The 13,964-nt window shown below is 50.7% G+C and carries 17 protein-coding genes and 1 pseudogene; 8 read left to right on the top strand and 10 right to left on the bottom strand.

The genetic code is table 11. The features are described from left to right. Positions 1-4: 4 nt before the first annotated feature. Positions 5-826: a Cof-type HAD-IIB family hydrolase gene (locus tag NR195_RS00945; RefSeq protein ID WP_139016403.1), complete on the top strand. Its 822-nt coding sequence runs from the start codon at positions 5-7 to the stop codon at positions 824-826. Positions 827-855: 29 nt separating this feature from the next. Here NR195_RS00945 and NR195_RS00940 read toward each other — a convergent pair whose 3' ends face one another. Next, positions 856-1,248, bottom strand: coding sequence for a helix-turn-helix domain-containing protein (locus NR195_RS00940; protein ID WP_010246990.1), 393 nt, complete (start codon positions 1,246-1,248; stop codon positions 856-858). Positions 1,249-1,359: 111 nt separating this feature from the next. Between NR195_RS00940 and NR195_RS00935 the strand changes: the two genes are divergently transcribed. Continuing rightward, a complete protein-coding gene (locus NR195_RS00935) occupies positions 1,360-2,409 on the top strand; it encodes an NAD(P)-dependent alcohol dehydrogenase (RefSeq protein ID WP_158132367.1) in 1,050 nt (349 codons plus the stop codon). A gap of 220 nt (positions 2,410-2,629) precedes the next feature. Here NR195_RS00935 and NR195_RS00930 read toward each other — a convergent pair whose 3' ends face one another. The 3 genes from NR195_RS00930 to NR195_RS00920 all read right to left on the bottom strand — a co-directional run bounded on the left by NR195_RS00930 (position 2,630) and on the right by NR195_RS00920 (position 3,879). Next, positions 2,630-3,316: a hypothetical protein gene (locus NR195_RS00930; protein ID WP_256843907.1), complete on the bottom strand. Its 687-nt coding sequence runs from the start codon at positions 3,314-3,316 to the stop codon at positions 2,630-2,632. Between the two features lie 93 nt (positions 3,317-3,409). Next, a complete protein-coding gene (locus NR195_RS00925; RefSeq protein WP_033768865.1) occupies positions 3,410-3,652 on the bottom strand; it encodes a hypothetical protein in 243 nt (80 codons plus the stop codon). 2 nt (positions 3,653-3,654) lie between these two features. Continuing rightward, entirely contained in the window at positions 3,655-3,879 is a 225-nt protein-coding gene (locus NR195_RS00920; protein ID WP_010246998.1) for a hypothetical protein, read from the bottom strand. A 230-nt stretch (positions 3,880-4,109) separates the two neighbouring features. Here NR195_RS00920 and NR195_RS00915 point away from each other — a divergent pair, with 230 nt between their 5' ends. Beyond that, positions 4,110-4,418: a hypothetical protein gene (locus tag NR195_RS00915; protein ID WP_010247001.1), complete on the top strand. Its 309-nt coding sequence runs from the start codon at positions 4,110-4,112 to the stop codon at positions 4,416-4,418. A 202-nt stretch (positions 4,419-4,620) separates the two neighbouring features. Beyond that, complete coding sequence (locus tag NR195_RS00910; protein ID WP_256843906.1) at positions 4,621-5,715, top strand: diguanylate cyclase; 1,095 nt, start codon at positions 4,621-4,623, stop codon at positions 5,713-5,715. A 36-nt stretch (positions 5,716-5,751) separates the two neighbouring features. Here NR195_RS00910 and map read toward each other — a convergent pair whose 3' ends face one another. Both map and NR195_RS00900 read right to left on the bottom strand, forming a co-directional pair. Next, positions 5,752-6,537, bottom strand: a complete 786-nt coding sequence (gene map / locus NR195_RS00905; protein WP_256843905.1) for a type I methionyl aminopeptidase — start codon at positions 6,535-6,537, stop codon at positions 5,752-5,754. Beyond that, positions 6,534-6,779: a ParD-like family protein gene (locus NR195_RS00900; protein ID WP_033780321.1), complete on the bottom strand. Its 246-nt coding sequence runs from the start codon at positions 6,777-6,779 to the stop codon at positions 6,534-6,536. The genes map and NR195_RS00900 overlap by 4 nt, the downstream gene beginning before the upstream one ends. 340 nt (positions 6,780-7,119) lie before the next feature. Between NR195_RS00900 and NR195_RS00895 the strand changes: the two genes are divergently transcribed. Next, entirely contained in the window at positions 7,120-7,536 is a 417-nt protein-coding gene (locus NR195_RS00895; RefSeq protein WP_256843904.1) for a cell envelope integrity TolA C-terminal domain-containing protein, read from the top strand. A gap of 525 nt (positions 7,537-8,061) precedes the next feature. Here NR195_RS00895 and NR195_RS00885 read toward each other — a convergent pair. Continuing rightward, a complete protein-coding gene (locus tag NR195_RS00885) occupies positions 8,062-8,598 on the bottom strand; it encodes a hypothetical protein (protein WP_256843903.1) in 537 nt (178 codons plus the stop codon). Positions 8,599-8,629: 31 nt separating this feature from the next. Here NR195_RS00885 and NR195_RS00880 point away from each other — a divergent pair, with 31 nt between their 5' ends. Both NR195_RS00880 and NR195_RS00875 read left to right on the top strand, forming a co-directional pair. After that, entirely contained in the window at positions 8,630-9,304 is a 675-nt protein-coding gene (locus NR195_RS00880; protein ID WP_256843902.1) for an SOS response-associated peptidase family protein, read from the top strand. Positions 9,305-9,413: 109 nt separating this feature from the next. Next, positions 9,414-9,935: a GNAT family N-acetyltransferase gene (locus tag NR195_RS00875; RefSeq protein WP_372340737.1), complete on the top strand. Its 522-nt coding sequence runs from the start codon at positions 9,414-9,416 to the stop codon at positions 9,933-9,935. Between the two features lie 28 nt (positions 9,936-9,963). Here the strand turns inward: NR195_RS00875 and NR195_RS00870 are convergent. Continuing rightward, positions 9,964-10,242: pseudogene (locus NR195_RS00870) on the bottom strand (GrpB family protein); the annotation flags it as partial. Positions 10,243-10,541: 299 nt separating this feature from the next. Between NR195_RS00870 and NR195_RS00865 the strand changes: the two are divergent. Beyond that, positions 10,542-12,116 carry a methyl-accepting chemotaxis protein gene (locus NR195_RS00865; protein ID WP_033787102.1) on the top strand — a complete coding sequence of 525 codons (1,575 nt, stop codon included), beginning with the start codon at positions 10,542-10,544 and terminating at the stop codon, positions 12,114-12,116. 276 nt (positions 12,117-12,392) lie between these two features. Here NR195_RS00865 and NR195_RS00860 read toward each other — a convergent pair whose 3' ends face one another. Together NR195_RS00860 and NR195_RS00855 are read right to left on the bottom strand one after the other, a co-directional pair. Next, the gene (locus NR195_RS00860) at positions 12,393-12,899 is read right to left on the bottom strand and encodes a YrhA family protein (protein ID WP_256843900.1); all 507 of its coding nucleotides are present in this window, start codon (positions 12,897-12,899) and stop codon (positions 12,393-12,395) included. A 7-nt stretch (positions 12,900-12,906) separates the two neighbouring features. Next, on the bottom strand, positions 12,907-13,962 hold the full coding sequence (locus tag NR195_RS00855; RefSeq protein WP_256843899.1) for an HNH endonuclease signature motif containing protein: 1,056 nt from the start codon (positions 13,960-13,962) through the stop codon (positions 12,907-12,909). Between the last annotated feature and the right edge of the window lie 2 nt (positions 13,963-13,964).

The following is a 13,964-nucleotide window of genomic DNA, read 5'->3' as shown; positions in this document are numbered from 1 at the left end:
CGAGATGGCGGTTAAGATGATTGCGGTGGATATGGACGGCACCTTTCTGGACGACAATAAGCAGTACAACGTTCAGCGGTTTTCACGTCAGTATGCGCTGCTGAAGCAGAAGGGCATCCGTTTTGTGGTGGCCAGTGGTAATCAGTATTACCAGCTGCAGCGCTATTTTCCCGACATCAAAGATGAGATCGCTTTCGTGGCGGAAAATGGCGCATGGGTCTCTGACTGTAATGAAGAGATCTTCTGCGGAGAGTTAGCTCAGGAGAAAGTGCATAAGATCCTCGATATCCTGGCGCATGAACCTGACATCGCGGTCGTGGTCTGTGGACGCAACGGCGCCTATATGCATTCATCCACCTCTGACGAGGTGATGGCAATGCTTGCAAACCACTATCACCGGCTGGAAAAACGCGATGACCTCTATGCCATCGACGACACCATTTTCAAATTCTCGCTGAAGCTGGAGCACGAAGGGGTGGATGCACTGCTGCAAAGACTGCATTCCCGTCTGGGCGAGCTGGAAAACATCATGCATCCGGTATCCAGCGGTTTTGGCTTTATTGATCTCATTATTCCCGGCTGCCATAAGGCACACGGCATTGCGCTGCTGCAGGAAAAGTGGGGCATCAGCGATTGCGAAGTGCTGGCAATTGGTGACAGCGCCAATGATATTGAGATGCTGCGTCAGGCCTGCTTCAGTTTCTCAATGGCCAATGCCGCTGATTCGGTCGCTGCCGTGGCGCGCTATCAGACTCAGAGCAACAATGATGAAGGCGCGCTGAATGTCATTTCCCGCGTGCTGGCGCGCGAATTCCCGTTCGATTAAGCCTGCACTGCGTGAGAACTGGCGGCCTTCTATCCGCCACTCTCCTGATGGCTGCGCGCGTGATGTTCCATTTCATCCAGCGCAGCCTGATTCTCCAGTCCCCACTGATACATCTGCTCTATTGGCTGTGCGAAGGTATGTCCCAACGGCGTGAGGCTGTATTCCACTTTTGGTGGCACCACCTGCCAGACCTGACGCGACACCAGTCCGCGCTGCTCCAGCTCACGCAGCGTCTGAATCAGCATCTTCTTCGAAATACCCTGCAGGCTGCGCTCCAGTTCACCCGTGCGTGCCCGGTTTTCCGGCCAGTGATAGAGCGCATGCAGCACCATCGTGCTCCACTTCACCGAAAAGAGTTCCAGCAGGCGGCGTGGCGGTGAATCCGCATAAAAGCAAAGTTTTCCTTCAACCCAGACCGGCATAGTGACTTCCCAGATAGTATGGTAACCAAAAGGTAACTACTACCAAATGGGGTTCCGTGTGTCTATAGTGGGCCGCTTTCTTTACGACCACCAGGTGAAAAGAGGCAACAGATGAAAATTAACGCGCTGATAGCGTCCCAGGCAGATCAGCCGCTGCGGGCAGGCCAGGTAGAGTTACGCGAGCTGCAGGCTGACGATGTGAAAATCGAAATTCTTTACTGCGGTGTCTGTCACTCCGATCTGCATATGGCCCGTAATGAATGGGGAGTCAGCCGCTATCCGCTGGTTCCCGGTCACGAAATTGTCGGACGCGTAGTGGCAGTGGGCGGCAACGTCACTAAATTTGCCGCCGGGGATACGGTTGGCGTGGGCGTGATGGTCGACTCGTGTGGTGAATGCCATTTCTGTCAGCAGCAGGAAGAGCAATATTGTGAGGCGGGTTTCACGCCGACCTACAACGGCACGGATAAATACACCGGCAATACGACATTTGGTGGCTATGCGCAGCATGTCATCGCCGACCAGCATTTTGTGGTCACGGTGCCCGACAATCTGGCGCTGAATGCGGTGGCACCGCTGCTGTGCGCTGGCGTGACCGTCTGGTCACCGTTGCAGCATTTTAAAGTCAAAGCAGGCGATCGTGTGGGTGTGGTCGGGCTTGGGGGATTGGGCCATATGGCGGTTAAACTGGCCAGCGCGCTGGGCGCAGAAGTCACCCTGTTTACGACTTCTCCGGCGAAAGGGGAAGATGCACGCCGGCTCGGCGCCAAGAACGTGGTGATCTCGCGAGACGCCGCACAAATGGCTGACTGCCAGGCGTCACTGGACATCATTCTGGACTGTGTCGCTGCACCACACGACCTTGATCCTTATCTCGGTGCGCTGAAAACCAATGGTCAGCTGGTGCTGGTGGGCATACCCGATCAACCTCATCCATCACCGAATGTGACACCGATGGTGTTTCGTCGCCTGAGCATCACTGGCACCTCAATTGGCAGCATCCAGGAGACGCAGCAGATGCTCGACTTCTGTGGTCAGCACAACATCACGGCTGATGTTGAGATGATCACAGGTGAAGAGGTCGAAACTGCCTTTGAACGTATGCTGACCAGCGATGTGAAATATCGTTTTGTCATTGATATGCAGAAAACCCACTGGTGATGAATACGACCCGCTGTGAAAGCGGGCCGTCTGACTTTTACACGGGCTGAACCCAAAGGATTAAGCCCTGCCTATAGTTACAACATACTTATATACTTTAGTATCGACCGTTCTCATTGAACTCCGTGCAGCAGGGGTCTTGCAGCAAGATCGTTCTGATTAAACAAAAAAATACCCGGCTCATTGACCGGGTATCTCTTTTGCCGCTTACCAGGCGCAGTTAATCCTGCTCTTTATCCGCGTCACTCTTTTCCGCTTCTGCTTTCTCCACAGCATGGGTAAAAGGCTTAAGCAGCTGAATATCCAGAATCACATAAACCATGGTGCTGATAAACAGGGAGATGACACTGCCAAACACCCCGCTGGTGGTAAACGTCAGATAGTTATAAATCACCAGCCAGGTCAGGCAGATAAACAGCGCGAGCGAAATAGAAAGGTTGGGCACGGAGTAGTTGCTGGTACCTCCGCCCTGGGTATGCGTCGCTTTAAACAGATTTCCGATGGAGTATTTCTCCAGCACCAGAATAGTCCTTTCCCAGTTACGCTGTTTACGCGCGCTGGCGCGGGTCAGGAACAGATAGAGAATAGAGATGAAGAAGCCGGAGAAGGCGATGAGTACCGGAATCGCTTCCAGCGCATATTCAATACTCTTATGAGGCGTGCCAGTGGTGCTGAGATCAAGCGTCAGCGAGGCACCCAGCGCAGCATATAAAAAGAGAAACAGAATCAGAAAAGTCAGGCTACGTTTCCAGTCCCCATCGGCCTCTGCACTTTTTTGCTGGATGGCCAGCTGAAGCGATTGCTGAATCTGTTGTGCCTGTGGTGAGTCTGTTTCAACGGTGTGGCATGGCGCAGCAAAGAAGTTGTGCATAAACAGCTCATCTTCTTTGTGAATGGTGATTTTCATCAGAAACCTGTATTCGGGGAATTTTCTTTATTCTAATCAGCACAGCATGAATTAACAGTAACTTTGGCTTTATACCTTCAGCCCCGCACTGACTCAGCGGGATATCAGGTTCATCAGACTACTTAAAACTGAATCGTTTGCGAAACTCTGCTCAGCATTATCCTCTTCGTGACGCAGTTGCTGATAGCGCAGCAGCGCGGCATCGGCGTTATCGGCATGCACCACGTCCCACACCATCTTATAGCCATCAGCCATTAACGCGTCCTGCTGATCCTGCCGCTCAGTGTTCACGGCTCTGACTGTTTGCTCTTTCTGAAACAGACGATAGTCTGGCATGGCTATTTCTCCCCTGGATGGTCCAGCGCTTTAAACTGCTTAATGGCTTCATTGATATTGTTGGTATCGACGGTTGCAATACAGCGATCGCCGTTGAACACCTCATAGCGGGCGTTGTGCAGCTGAAACAGCAGATCCCTGCCACGGAAGTGTATACGTTTCTGTTTAACGCCAATCCCATGCCGTCGTAATAATGCCTGTGACAGGCGATCGGTCTCTTTTATCATTCCTTCAGCTCCTCGGCAGTACGTGGTCACTGCCAGTAAACCTGATGAACATTAGTTTTATATTAAGAGATAACCCTATTTTTTACAGGGCTAAGCGCAGGTTTCAGAGAAATTACCGGGCTGTGTGTGCTGACGGAATCAGCAGCTCACCGGATTAATGCCATTCCCTGCGTTAACGGACCGCAAATGCGGTACACTTGCCGGAATAACTCGCCACAGGACACGCCGCTATGAACGATAAAAAAATGATTTCCATTGATCAGTTCAACGCTGATGAACGACTGGCCGTCGAGCAAACCTATAAGGGCCTGGCCGAGAAGTACCGTCAACGAACCGGTAAAGAGCCTGATAGCAAAAAAGAGAAAGAATTCAATAGTGAAGCTCGTCAGATCATCATGACCAGCAAACTGGAGAAGGAGAGGGCGCAGGCTGAGAAGGAGAAGAAAAAACCGCTGCGTAAGAAAAAACCTTCTTCAATGACCGCCAGCGAAGTCAGCGATTTCAACTGGTCTGCCTCAGTGGTTAAAGGCCGCCGATAAAAAGCCTCCGCGCGTATTCATGGCGCGCGGTATCTTCTCACATTACTGCAATTGTTCCCTGACTGCCATCGTCCCAAGCACACAAGTCAAAGCCTGATTAGATTCCCTTCGTGACCCGCAATAAGAATATTCTGTAAATAGTTTACCTTAATTCATTAATTGCCGATAAACTGCCATAACCTGTTGCTGCTTCAGTCTGCATATGAATTACTACACTCCTGACGATATTCAGCTGAAGCGCCGATCGACGCGATTTGTGCGCCGCATGTTCATGATGCGCCAGCTCGGCACCTTTCTCTGTTTCCTGCCCATTCTGTCAGTATTGATGGAGATGGGAAAAAGCCTGGAACTCTGCGCACTGCTATTTACTAATGCGTTTGTCTGGCCCTATGCCGCCTTCAGACTGGCATTGCGATCGCGCGATCCCACGGGTTTTGAACGTAAGAATCTGACGCTGGATGCCGCTTTCGGCGGCTTCTGGGTGGCAGCCATGGCGCTGAGTCCGCTTCCCTCGATTATTATCATGGCGGTACTGATCTCTGATCGTTACTCGGCGGGCGGTTGGGTTCAGCTGAAGTCTGCTTTGCAGGCCTTTCTTTTGACCTTTTTAATGGTCTGGTTAGCGGAAAAGGCGCCTTTGCAGCTGACTTTCTCTACCCGCACCGTCTGGCTGACTCTGCCGCTCGCCAGCGGCTATCTGCTGGCGCTCAGCGTGGTTTCACACAATCTGACCCTGAGTCTGCGAAAGAAGAATCAGGAGCTGGAACGCATTGCGCTGATGGATCCTGGTCTGAAAATACCTAACCGACGTCTGTTTGAGCGGCGGCTTGAAAGCGAGTTTTTACGTACACAGCGAGGTGAGGGTAAAGCCTGGCTGATGCTGCTGGATGTCGATCACTTCAAACAGGTTAACGACACCTTCGGGCATGAAGCCGGCGACTTCCTGCTGGCAGAAATCTCGGCACTACTGCGTGACAGCGTCGGCCTGAAAGATATACCTGCCCGCTTTGGCGGCGATGAGCTGTGTGTGATTGTGCGGGATGCGGATGTAACCAGCATCATGTTGCTGGCAGAGCAGATCAGACAGGGGATTGCCCTGCTGCGGCTACCGGCTTCATCTACCTTTCAGTGCTCGGTGAGTATCGGGATTGCACCGGCATGCGATGCGGCGACAATTCATGAATGGCTTAGATGCGCCGATGAGGCGCTGTATCAGGTCAAGCGCGCCGGACGTAACGATGTGCAGGTGTGGCATTCCGGCACGCTGGAAACGCTGAGTGAAGTCAGGGGCAGTTAACAATGCAGCCTGAGGCCCCTGTCTCAGGCTGAGAGATTAAATCGCCGGGTAGTCGCCGGTGCCTTCAGGCCAGGGCGTGAGTAAATCAAAACCCTTATCGGTGACGGCGACGGTATGTTCCCATTGCGCCGAGAGCGAACGATCTTTGGTGACCACCGTCCAGCCATCTGACAGCACGCTGGTTCCGGCTTTACCGGCATTAATCATCGGTTCGATAGTGAAAATCATGCCTGCTTTCAGTGGCATTCCTTCGCCCGGCGTGCCGTAGTGCAGCACCTGTGGATCGGTGTGGTAAATTTCGCCGACACCGTGACCGCAATATTCACGCACCACCGAGAAGCCAGCCGATTCAGCGACACGCTGGATAGCCGCGCCCACATCGCCCAGCGTCGCGCCAGGACGTACGGTTTTGATACCGGCGACCATCGACTGATAGGTGATATCGACCAGACGTTTGGCACGGACTGACGGTGTGCCGACAAAGTACATCCGGCTGGTATCGCCATACCAGCCATCTTTGATGATCGCTACATCGATATTAACGATATCGCCATCCTTGAGTTTTTTGCTGGCCGGGATGCCGTGGCAGACCACATGATTGACCGACGTGCAGGTGGTACGGGTATAACCGTGGTAACCGATGTTTGCTGGCGTCACTTTAAGCTCATTCACAATAAAATCGTGACAGATATCATCCAGTTCTTCCGTGGTGATGCCGGGACGGACGTGAGGTGTAATCATCGCCAGCACCTGAGCCGCAGCCTGTCCGGCTGCCCGTGCCATTTCGATTTCCGCTGCGGTATGAATTTTAACGCTGTTCATGACACGTCTCCTTGTGTGGTGAGGCTCTCTTTAGAGAGCATATTGCGTATATCAGCGCTGCCTTCCAGTTCAAGCCGGATTAGCATCTGCGCCAGTTGATGTTGGGTCTGCTGCGGATAGAGTTCTGCCAGCATACCGAGTTTTAGCCAGTGTTCTGCCTGTGCATTAATTGAGCGGCTCATCGCCTGACTGGCGATGCGCAGATTCTCATGCATCAGGTCGGAGATTTTTACGATACCCATGCAAGCCTTATATGAAACGTATATGTTTCGTATAGCTTAACGCTATCGGCGTGATTTGAAAAGAGGGGGGAGATTGTTGCGCGTCTGAAGCAGGGTACAGAATGATGACCCACGGCCACACATTTCGATCGGAACAGAAAAATTTATAGATAATAGAGAGGCGTGTATGGCCAGGTAACAGTAGTGCAAGCTCCGCCGAAAAAGCACTGACACACTGGCTATTTGCTGAAAGGTTAGCTGATGACTGAGCAGATGAAGTACTGGGTTGTTCTGGTGGCTGTGGATATTAAGACGGTAGAATAGATGATATAAAATCCGGGCAAACATCAGGGATATAATCATGAAGAAAATAATTGCTTTGACTGCCGCATTGGCAGTTTCAGGATGCCATATGAGCACAAATCACATCCGACAAAAGGGAATTAAGACTCCCGACGCGTCAGAGATTAAAAGTCAGTGTGAATCTCAGACACCACAGCAAACTCAAGAGCGTGAAACTCAGCTTTGGCTCTGCCAGGCTGTTACAGCAATACAATATCGGTTTTTCGATGCAGATAATTATCGCGGTAAAACATGTGATGTAAGGATCAGGCAGCCGGAAGGCGAGCCTCCGGTAAGCATCAACGTTCAGGGCGGAGATCCAGCTCTGTGCGCTGCTGCAATTAAAGCAATCAAACAAGCTGCAGATGCCCACACTTTTCCAATGAGACCCGCCTTTATGAAGGATGAAATCCCGATACATTTTGCTCCGCAATAAGATTACATAGCTAAGGAAAGTGTTAAGCGTTGCACTTAAATGTCTAAACTCACAATCCCATAAGGCACCGTGCTGCTCTGAAGCTATGCCGTCAGATTCCGGCTGCTAAAACTGTGCACCGCGATGCAGTTATCCGTTGTCAGCAACAGACAGCAAACTCTTACTCCGGTACAAGCTCCATTCAGCCCAGCAACTTTCAGGGTTGATATCGAAGTAACCGCGGCATTCAGCCATGGCGAGAGCAACATCACGCGGCACTTCGATAGTTGTGGCATTATCACGGATGCTACTGACTTCCTGCTCAGTAAGCGGGCTTCCTTTCTCATTCTCAATTCTCATCAGTAATGGGATGAGGGCAGGTATAAAAACTATGGTCATGAGTTATATCTCATATTATTAAAGATTCGTGTCCCTACGAAGTCACTAAAATATGACCTCTCCGGGGTGCGGTAAGTGGCATTCTGTAAAATGTGTCTTCCTGAAAAATATCAATTCATCGTCGTTTCATCGCTACAAGGCTTGAAATCAATTAACACTGCCCAGGCATACAGGCAGGTTTGTATAGCCCGGCTGGCTTACCATAGATAAGGGTGAACATGTCGGTGCCATATTCTGGCTAACTGGCTGAGCCTGGGGCTGATTTGGATACTGGTTGTCATAGCTGTTCGTTGAGGGTTTTCTTGCGGCCTGACGGCCCTTCTCACGCACGTAGGATGACGTGTAGTTATGGGCCTGGTATGCGCCATAACCCGCCACGCCCGCAGTAGCATATCTGGCCGTTCGCTTGCTGCTGGAATATCTCTTCTTGATTCTGGGTGTCGTTGTTTGTGATGAGTAAGCTGAACTAAAACTATGGCTGTAGCTTCTATGCCCACCCCCACCACGATGGCCGCGCGCATCAGCTGTAAACGAGGCAGCCATCAGTGACGCCATAGCCAGACTTAAAATAATTCCCTTCATTACTGCTCCAGTTTTTTCATATTCATTAATCATGTTCTCGTCAAAAATCACGATATCTTCAGCCAGAAGAACAATTTTTTTAGATTTATTTAACTCGTTCAACGCTGCGCTATCCTTATGAGAGGAGGTCCCCATGTGTGGACGGTTTGCGCAGTACAGCAGCAGAGACGATTACTTTGCATCCCTGAGGCTGAAGCCCGATGAAATTATTTATGACCCAGAGCCCATAGACCGCTTTAACGTAGCGCCAGGCACCAAAGTGCTCTTGCTCAATGAGCGGGATAATGAACTGCACTTTGATCCGGTTTACTGGGGTTACGGTCCGGAGTGGTGGGACAAACAACCGCTTATCAATGCGCGTGGTGAAACCGCTGCGACGGGACGCATGTTCAAACCGCTGTGGGAGCATGGTCGCGCCATTGTTCCTGCCAATGGCTGGTATGAATGGAAGCGAGAGGGCGACAAAAAACAGCCTTACTTTATCTACCACAAAGAGAAAGAACCGCTGTTCTTCGCCGCTATCGGCAACGCTCCTTATGGTAAGGATCATGGGCATGAGGGTTTTGTTATCGTAACGGCAGCGAGCAATAAAGGCATGGTTGATATCCATGACCGACGCCCGCTGGTTTTAAGTGCGGATGCTGTACGCGAATGGCTCAGTGCCGAAACCACGTCGGACCGTGCTCAGGAAATTGCACATGAAGCCGCATTGCCGGAAAAGGACTTTACCTGGCATCCTGTTACAGCCAAAGTCGGCAATATCCACAATCAGGGTGAAGCGCTTATTAAAGAGATCAAGCCTGACTGAACAGACTGATGAGGTGAGAGATTTACATCGTTTCCCGCACCGTTTCCCGTTATAAAAACAGGATCACTCGTTTCTTAATCTGAGAGCGTTTATTTTGCAGCAAGACACTATGCGGTTGTTTCTTCGGCCAGTCACCCCATCAGATGCCGATGATCTTTACAGGATCTACGGCGACCCTGCGACGAATACGTTTAATCCCGCGGGCCCTCATCCGGATATCCATCATTCACGGGAAGTGCTATCGCGCTTTATCCGTCACTGGGAATTGAATGGCTTCGGCAGTTGGGCTATCTCGCTTCAGGATAATCCAGAAAGAATCATCGGTTTTGGGGGATTGAGCATCAGAAGCTTTGCCGATATCACGATCAATAATCTGGGATATCGTTTCTCTCCGGAATCCTGGGGGAAAGGACTGGCGACGGAATTTGCGAACTATGCAGTTAGTTATGGGTTCGAAGAGATAAAACTGGCTGAAATTTCTGCAGTCGTAAGAGCGAATCATCTGGCTTCACAAAAGGTTCTGATTAAGGCCGGACTCCGTCATACCCGGGATATTTATGATTTGGAAAATGCGCCTGCAAGCATGCTGTTTACCCTGAGTCAGGATGAATGGAATCAAAAACGGGGGTGAGGAGGATATATCCTGTCCTGCTCAGTACCTATCGTTTCAGGTCAATCAGTGCGAGCTGTAGATGATGCGCTATAAAGTTCGCTTTCAGCGCGCTGTAGCGTTGAGCATCGTTGTTACAGAGTGATGCTGCTTCACGCTTTATCTCAGCATAGGTTGCTGCGATATCTCTGTTTTCTCTGAGGTAATCACGGAAAGCAAGGTACCTTATTATCTGTTCGTCTCCAGCTGCAAACGCATGCACCTGATGGCTGCGCCGCTCTCCACCCTTAATGAAATATCTGCGGTCTGAGATTCCGTTCTCACCACGAGGACACTTCTATTGTCAGTCATCTCAAATGACGCTGAAGAGTCTGTTAAATCCGTAGTGCCACAAGCGAAGCTGGAATGGTTTTATCCGCATTCAGGCGACAAGTCACTAGAATCACACTCACTGCCTTAATGGCATCCGCCAGGGATTTACCCTTTTACTCCGTCCAGGAATCATCACTTCTTACCCCTTTCATTACTGTAATTTCTTTCCCCGCTGCCGATAACAGATCCAGTACCAGCGAGCCATAGAAGCGGAACGTCGGTGATAACCTATTAATTCAAACATCGGGGTCTCCTATGTATCGGAACAAAAAAATAAAATTAAGCGTCATGCTCACTGCAGCATTCCTCACAGTCATTTTAACGGGCGTTTTTGTGACAGGATTTGCCGGGTTTAAACTCAATACGGCCAGCGATCAGCAGGAATTGACGCGCGCGCGGCTGGGCGATCTCCAGGCCCTGCAGACGCTAAAAGATAATTTAACTCAGCAAACTGTCCTTTTACTGTCCGTGGCTTCAGACACTCAGCCTCAGGCAGAGGCCACTATAAAAACCCAGTTCTCTGCGTTGCAGACCAACAGTGATAATACCACCGCGCATTTTCGCGAACTGATCAACGGTGCCAAAAGCATTCCGGGGATCAATCTTGCTGAAGTAGAAGAGGCTTCCACGCAATTAAATAAAATTGAAGTGGCAGCGGGTCCGCTTCATCAGGCAGAGCAAAACCTGTTTAAGCAGAACGCCACTCCGTTCCCGGAAAAACTCCGTGGTGAACTGATCCCTGCGCTTTCGCACTACCGCAATGCAGTGGATGGGATGGTTGATTATCAGGCGAGGGTAACGAGTAAAACGGCCGAAACGTCCACGCAGGCGCTCTCCGGTGTTTATATGACGCTGGCAGGCCTGACCACCCTGTTTGTTGTGATGGGATTTGTGATGAGTGGGCTGATCACCCGCTGGATCAAGACTCAGCTGGGTGGCGAACCTTCGCATGCGCAGGGCCTGGCCGCTGCGATTGCGGCGGGCGATCTGACGACAAAGGTCACCCTTCGTCAGGGGGATACCGTCAGCATGATGGCTTCTCTGGATAGCATGCAGAGCAATCTGCGTGACCTGGTCTCGCAGATTAAAGATTCTTCCGCTTCGGTCGCCATGGCGGCTGATGAAATTTCTCAGGGCAATACCGAACTCTCTTCCCGTACAGAGCAGCAGGCCGCCGCTTTGCAGGAAACCGCCGCCAGTATTGAACAGCTCACGGTTACAGTGAAAAGCAATGCAGCGGGCGCGCAGCAGACTGCGGATTCAGCCCGTGAAACCGCTGCGCTGGCGCGTTCGGGTGAACACGATATGCAGCGCATGTCAGAGACGATGAATGATATTTCAAAAAGCGCGGTGAAAGTCCGGGATATCACGTCCGTTATCGAAGGAATTGCATTTCAGACCAACATTCTGGCGCTTAACGCGGCAGTCGAAGCAGCGCGAGCGGGCGAACAGGGTCGAGGTTTCGCCGTCGTCGCGGGTGAAGTCAGGACGCTGGCGCAACGCAGTGCAACGGCAGCCAGAGATATTAAACATCTGATAGAAGAGGCTGTGGCGCAGGTCGAAAGTGGTGTTGTCGTGGCAACCGGCACCGGCAAGAGCATTCTTGATATCAATGCGATGGTTGGAAAACTCGCCGTCGCGATGGATAACATCTCACTCGCCTCAGCTGAACAGATGCAGGGCATTTCACAGGTCAGCATCGCAGTGAACGAGATGGATGGCGTCACGCAGAATAACGCCGCGCTGGTTGAGGAGTCCTCTTCGGCATCACAGTCGCTTTCAGCCCAGGCACACGCTTTACGTGAAGCAGTGAATGCTTTTCGCATTTAAGCGCCTGGTTGATGGAATACGCTGAAAGATACGGGAGAAGCGCAGCTGATTTGTCCGTTTGATATTGACGGAATGGATGTCAGGGAGCGATTTCTTTCAGATTAGTACAAGCCCTCCATCGTGAACTGACCCCGTAATGTTGGACACTGTTTCATCGGAGGATCCCCTCGACCAACTTGATATAGATTGGGCGGGGGGCTTCAACAGCACTTTATAATTCTGTGTTCTATCAACTTTGGGTGTTCTATTGTCAATGCCCCTAAGACAGAGATAACATTATTTTACAATGTCGATAAGGGCCGATAAGAGGTCGCTGAAGGTTTCGTACTCTTCAATAACGTAATCAGTTGATGCTTTGTCACGAATCTGAAAACACTTCTCTTTGAAGCTGTACACGAATACGGACATTCCATCTTCACCAATCAGCAGTTTGTCTGTCAGATTGGGATCAACGTAGACGTCATTATCGCGCGTATCAATGTTCCTGATATAGATATTTGACCATGCCAACTCATCATTCTCTGCCTGCGTCAGGCTATACAGGGTGAGTCCGTTGTATTCCAGACCATCCATGACTTCGAGCATATCGGCGTAGTCCTGGCGATTCATCACTAGTTTCTGAATATCCGAGTAAACACCGCGTTTAGTTTCATCCCATTCCATTGGCGCAGGATTGCGCTTCAAGTCCGTAATAACATCTGGTGCTATTGGGCTGGCTATCGGGTAACTATCGGAAATTATCAAATTTTTGAAGATACCCATTATCTGAATTGTGTTATTCATATCGTTTTCACTTCCCTACAGGGTAAATTACGCCGTTCGGCGAAGGCCATAAAACGTTAGTGCTGGCGTTGTATGGGAGGTCTTTAGTGATTATCGCCTGTGTCTTTGAAAGCGCGGAGTGATATGGCGAGTTTTGGATCAGTATCAGATTATTCAAAGCATTTGTTCCACTGTCATCGAGTGGGATCTTGTGGTGAACCTGCCAACCGGGCGGCACTTTACCATCGGCAAGGCGTATAAGATTGTTAGAATCAAACGTTGATAGTGCATCAGGGTGCCCGGAAATCGATTTGAGGAAGTTGGGACGAACAGAACTGTTGAACTCACCACGTAGCGCGGCATATTCAGCGCGGTCACGGCGAACATAGTTCAACTCTGACACGTTGACATCATCCAGGAGAACGTGTGCCTTTTTGTATTTTCCCAGATAGCTGGTCAATTCTTCCGCAGCAACTGGGTTACGGACAACCAGCAGTGAAGCAGCTGCGACCATCATCCCGGAAGTGGTTTCGTTGAGAACGCTGTCGTATCCCTTCACCGCATCACCGCCTAACTGTTCGGCGGTCTTTCTGAATCCTTCCGGATTGCCATTATAAATCCCGCCAGCGGCCAGAAGCCTTCCCGCAGCTTTGCTGTTGATAGTATTACCTGTCTGTGGGCGCTGAGCCGGATTACCTCTGGTGGCTACGGGGCGGACAAGCTGTCGTCTTATCACATCTTCAAGGCGAGAACGCAGAAAAAGCGGCAGCGTACTGATAAGACTGCCGTCTGAGTTAGCAACACTGCCGTAAATTGTGCCACTTTCGCGCCGGAGTATAACGATATTTCCGCTTCTCACCTCATACAACGCGTCCCGGTAGGCCATATGTGGCTGCTGGAAATGCATGCTGAGATAGCGCCTTACAAGCAGCGAGTATCCATCAGGCAAATCCCACTCACGAATGATACGTCCGGGATTTGCCGTATCTGAAAGATAGCTGTACGCGGTATCGGGGGGAACAATATGGGGAATATCGTTGAGGTAGATATCATCCAGAGTTCTGGCCTGGCAGTTACGTAGCATAA

The organism is Pantoea sp. Ft-CA_14 (assembly GCF_024520875.1).
Classification (GTDB): Bacteria; Pseudomonadota; Gammaproteobacteria; order Enterobacterales; family Enterobacteriaceae; genus Pantoea; species Pantoea agglomerans.
Note: the sequence above shows the minus strand (reverse complement) of the source record. Positions and strands in the feature narration are given on the sequence as shown.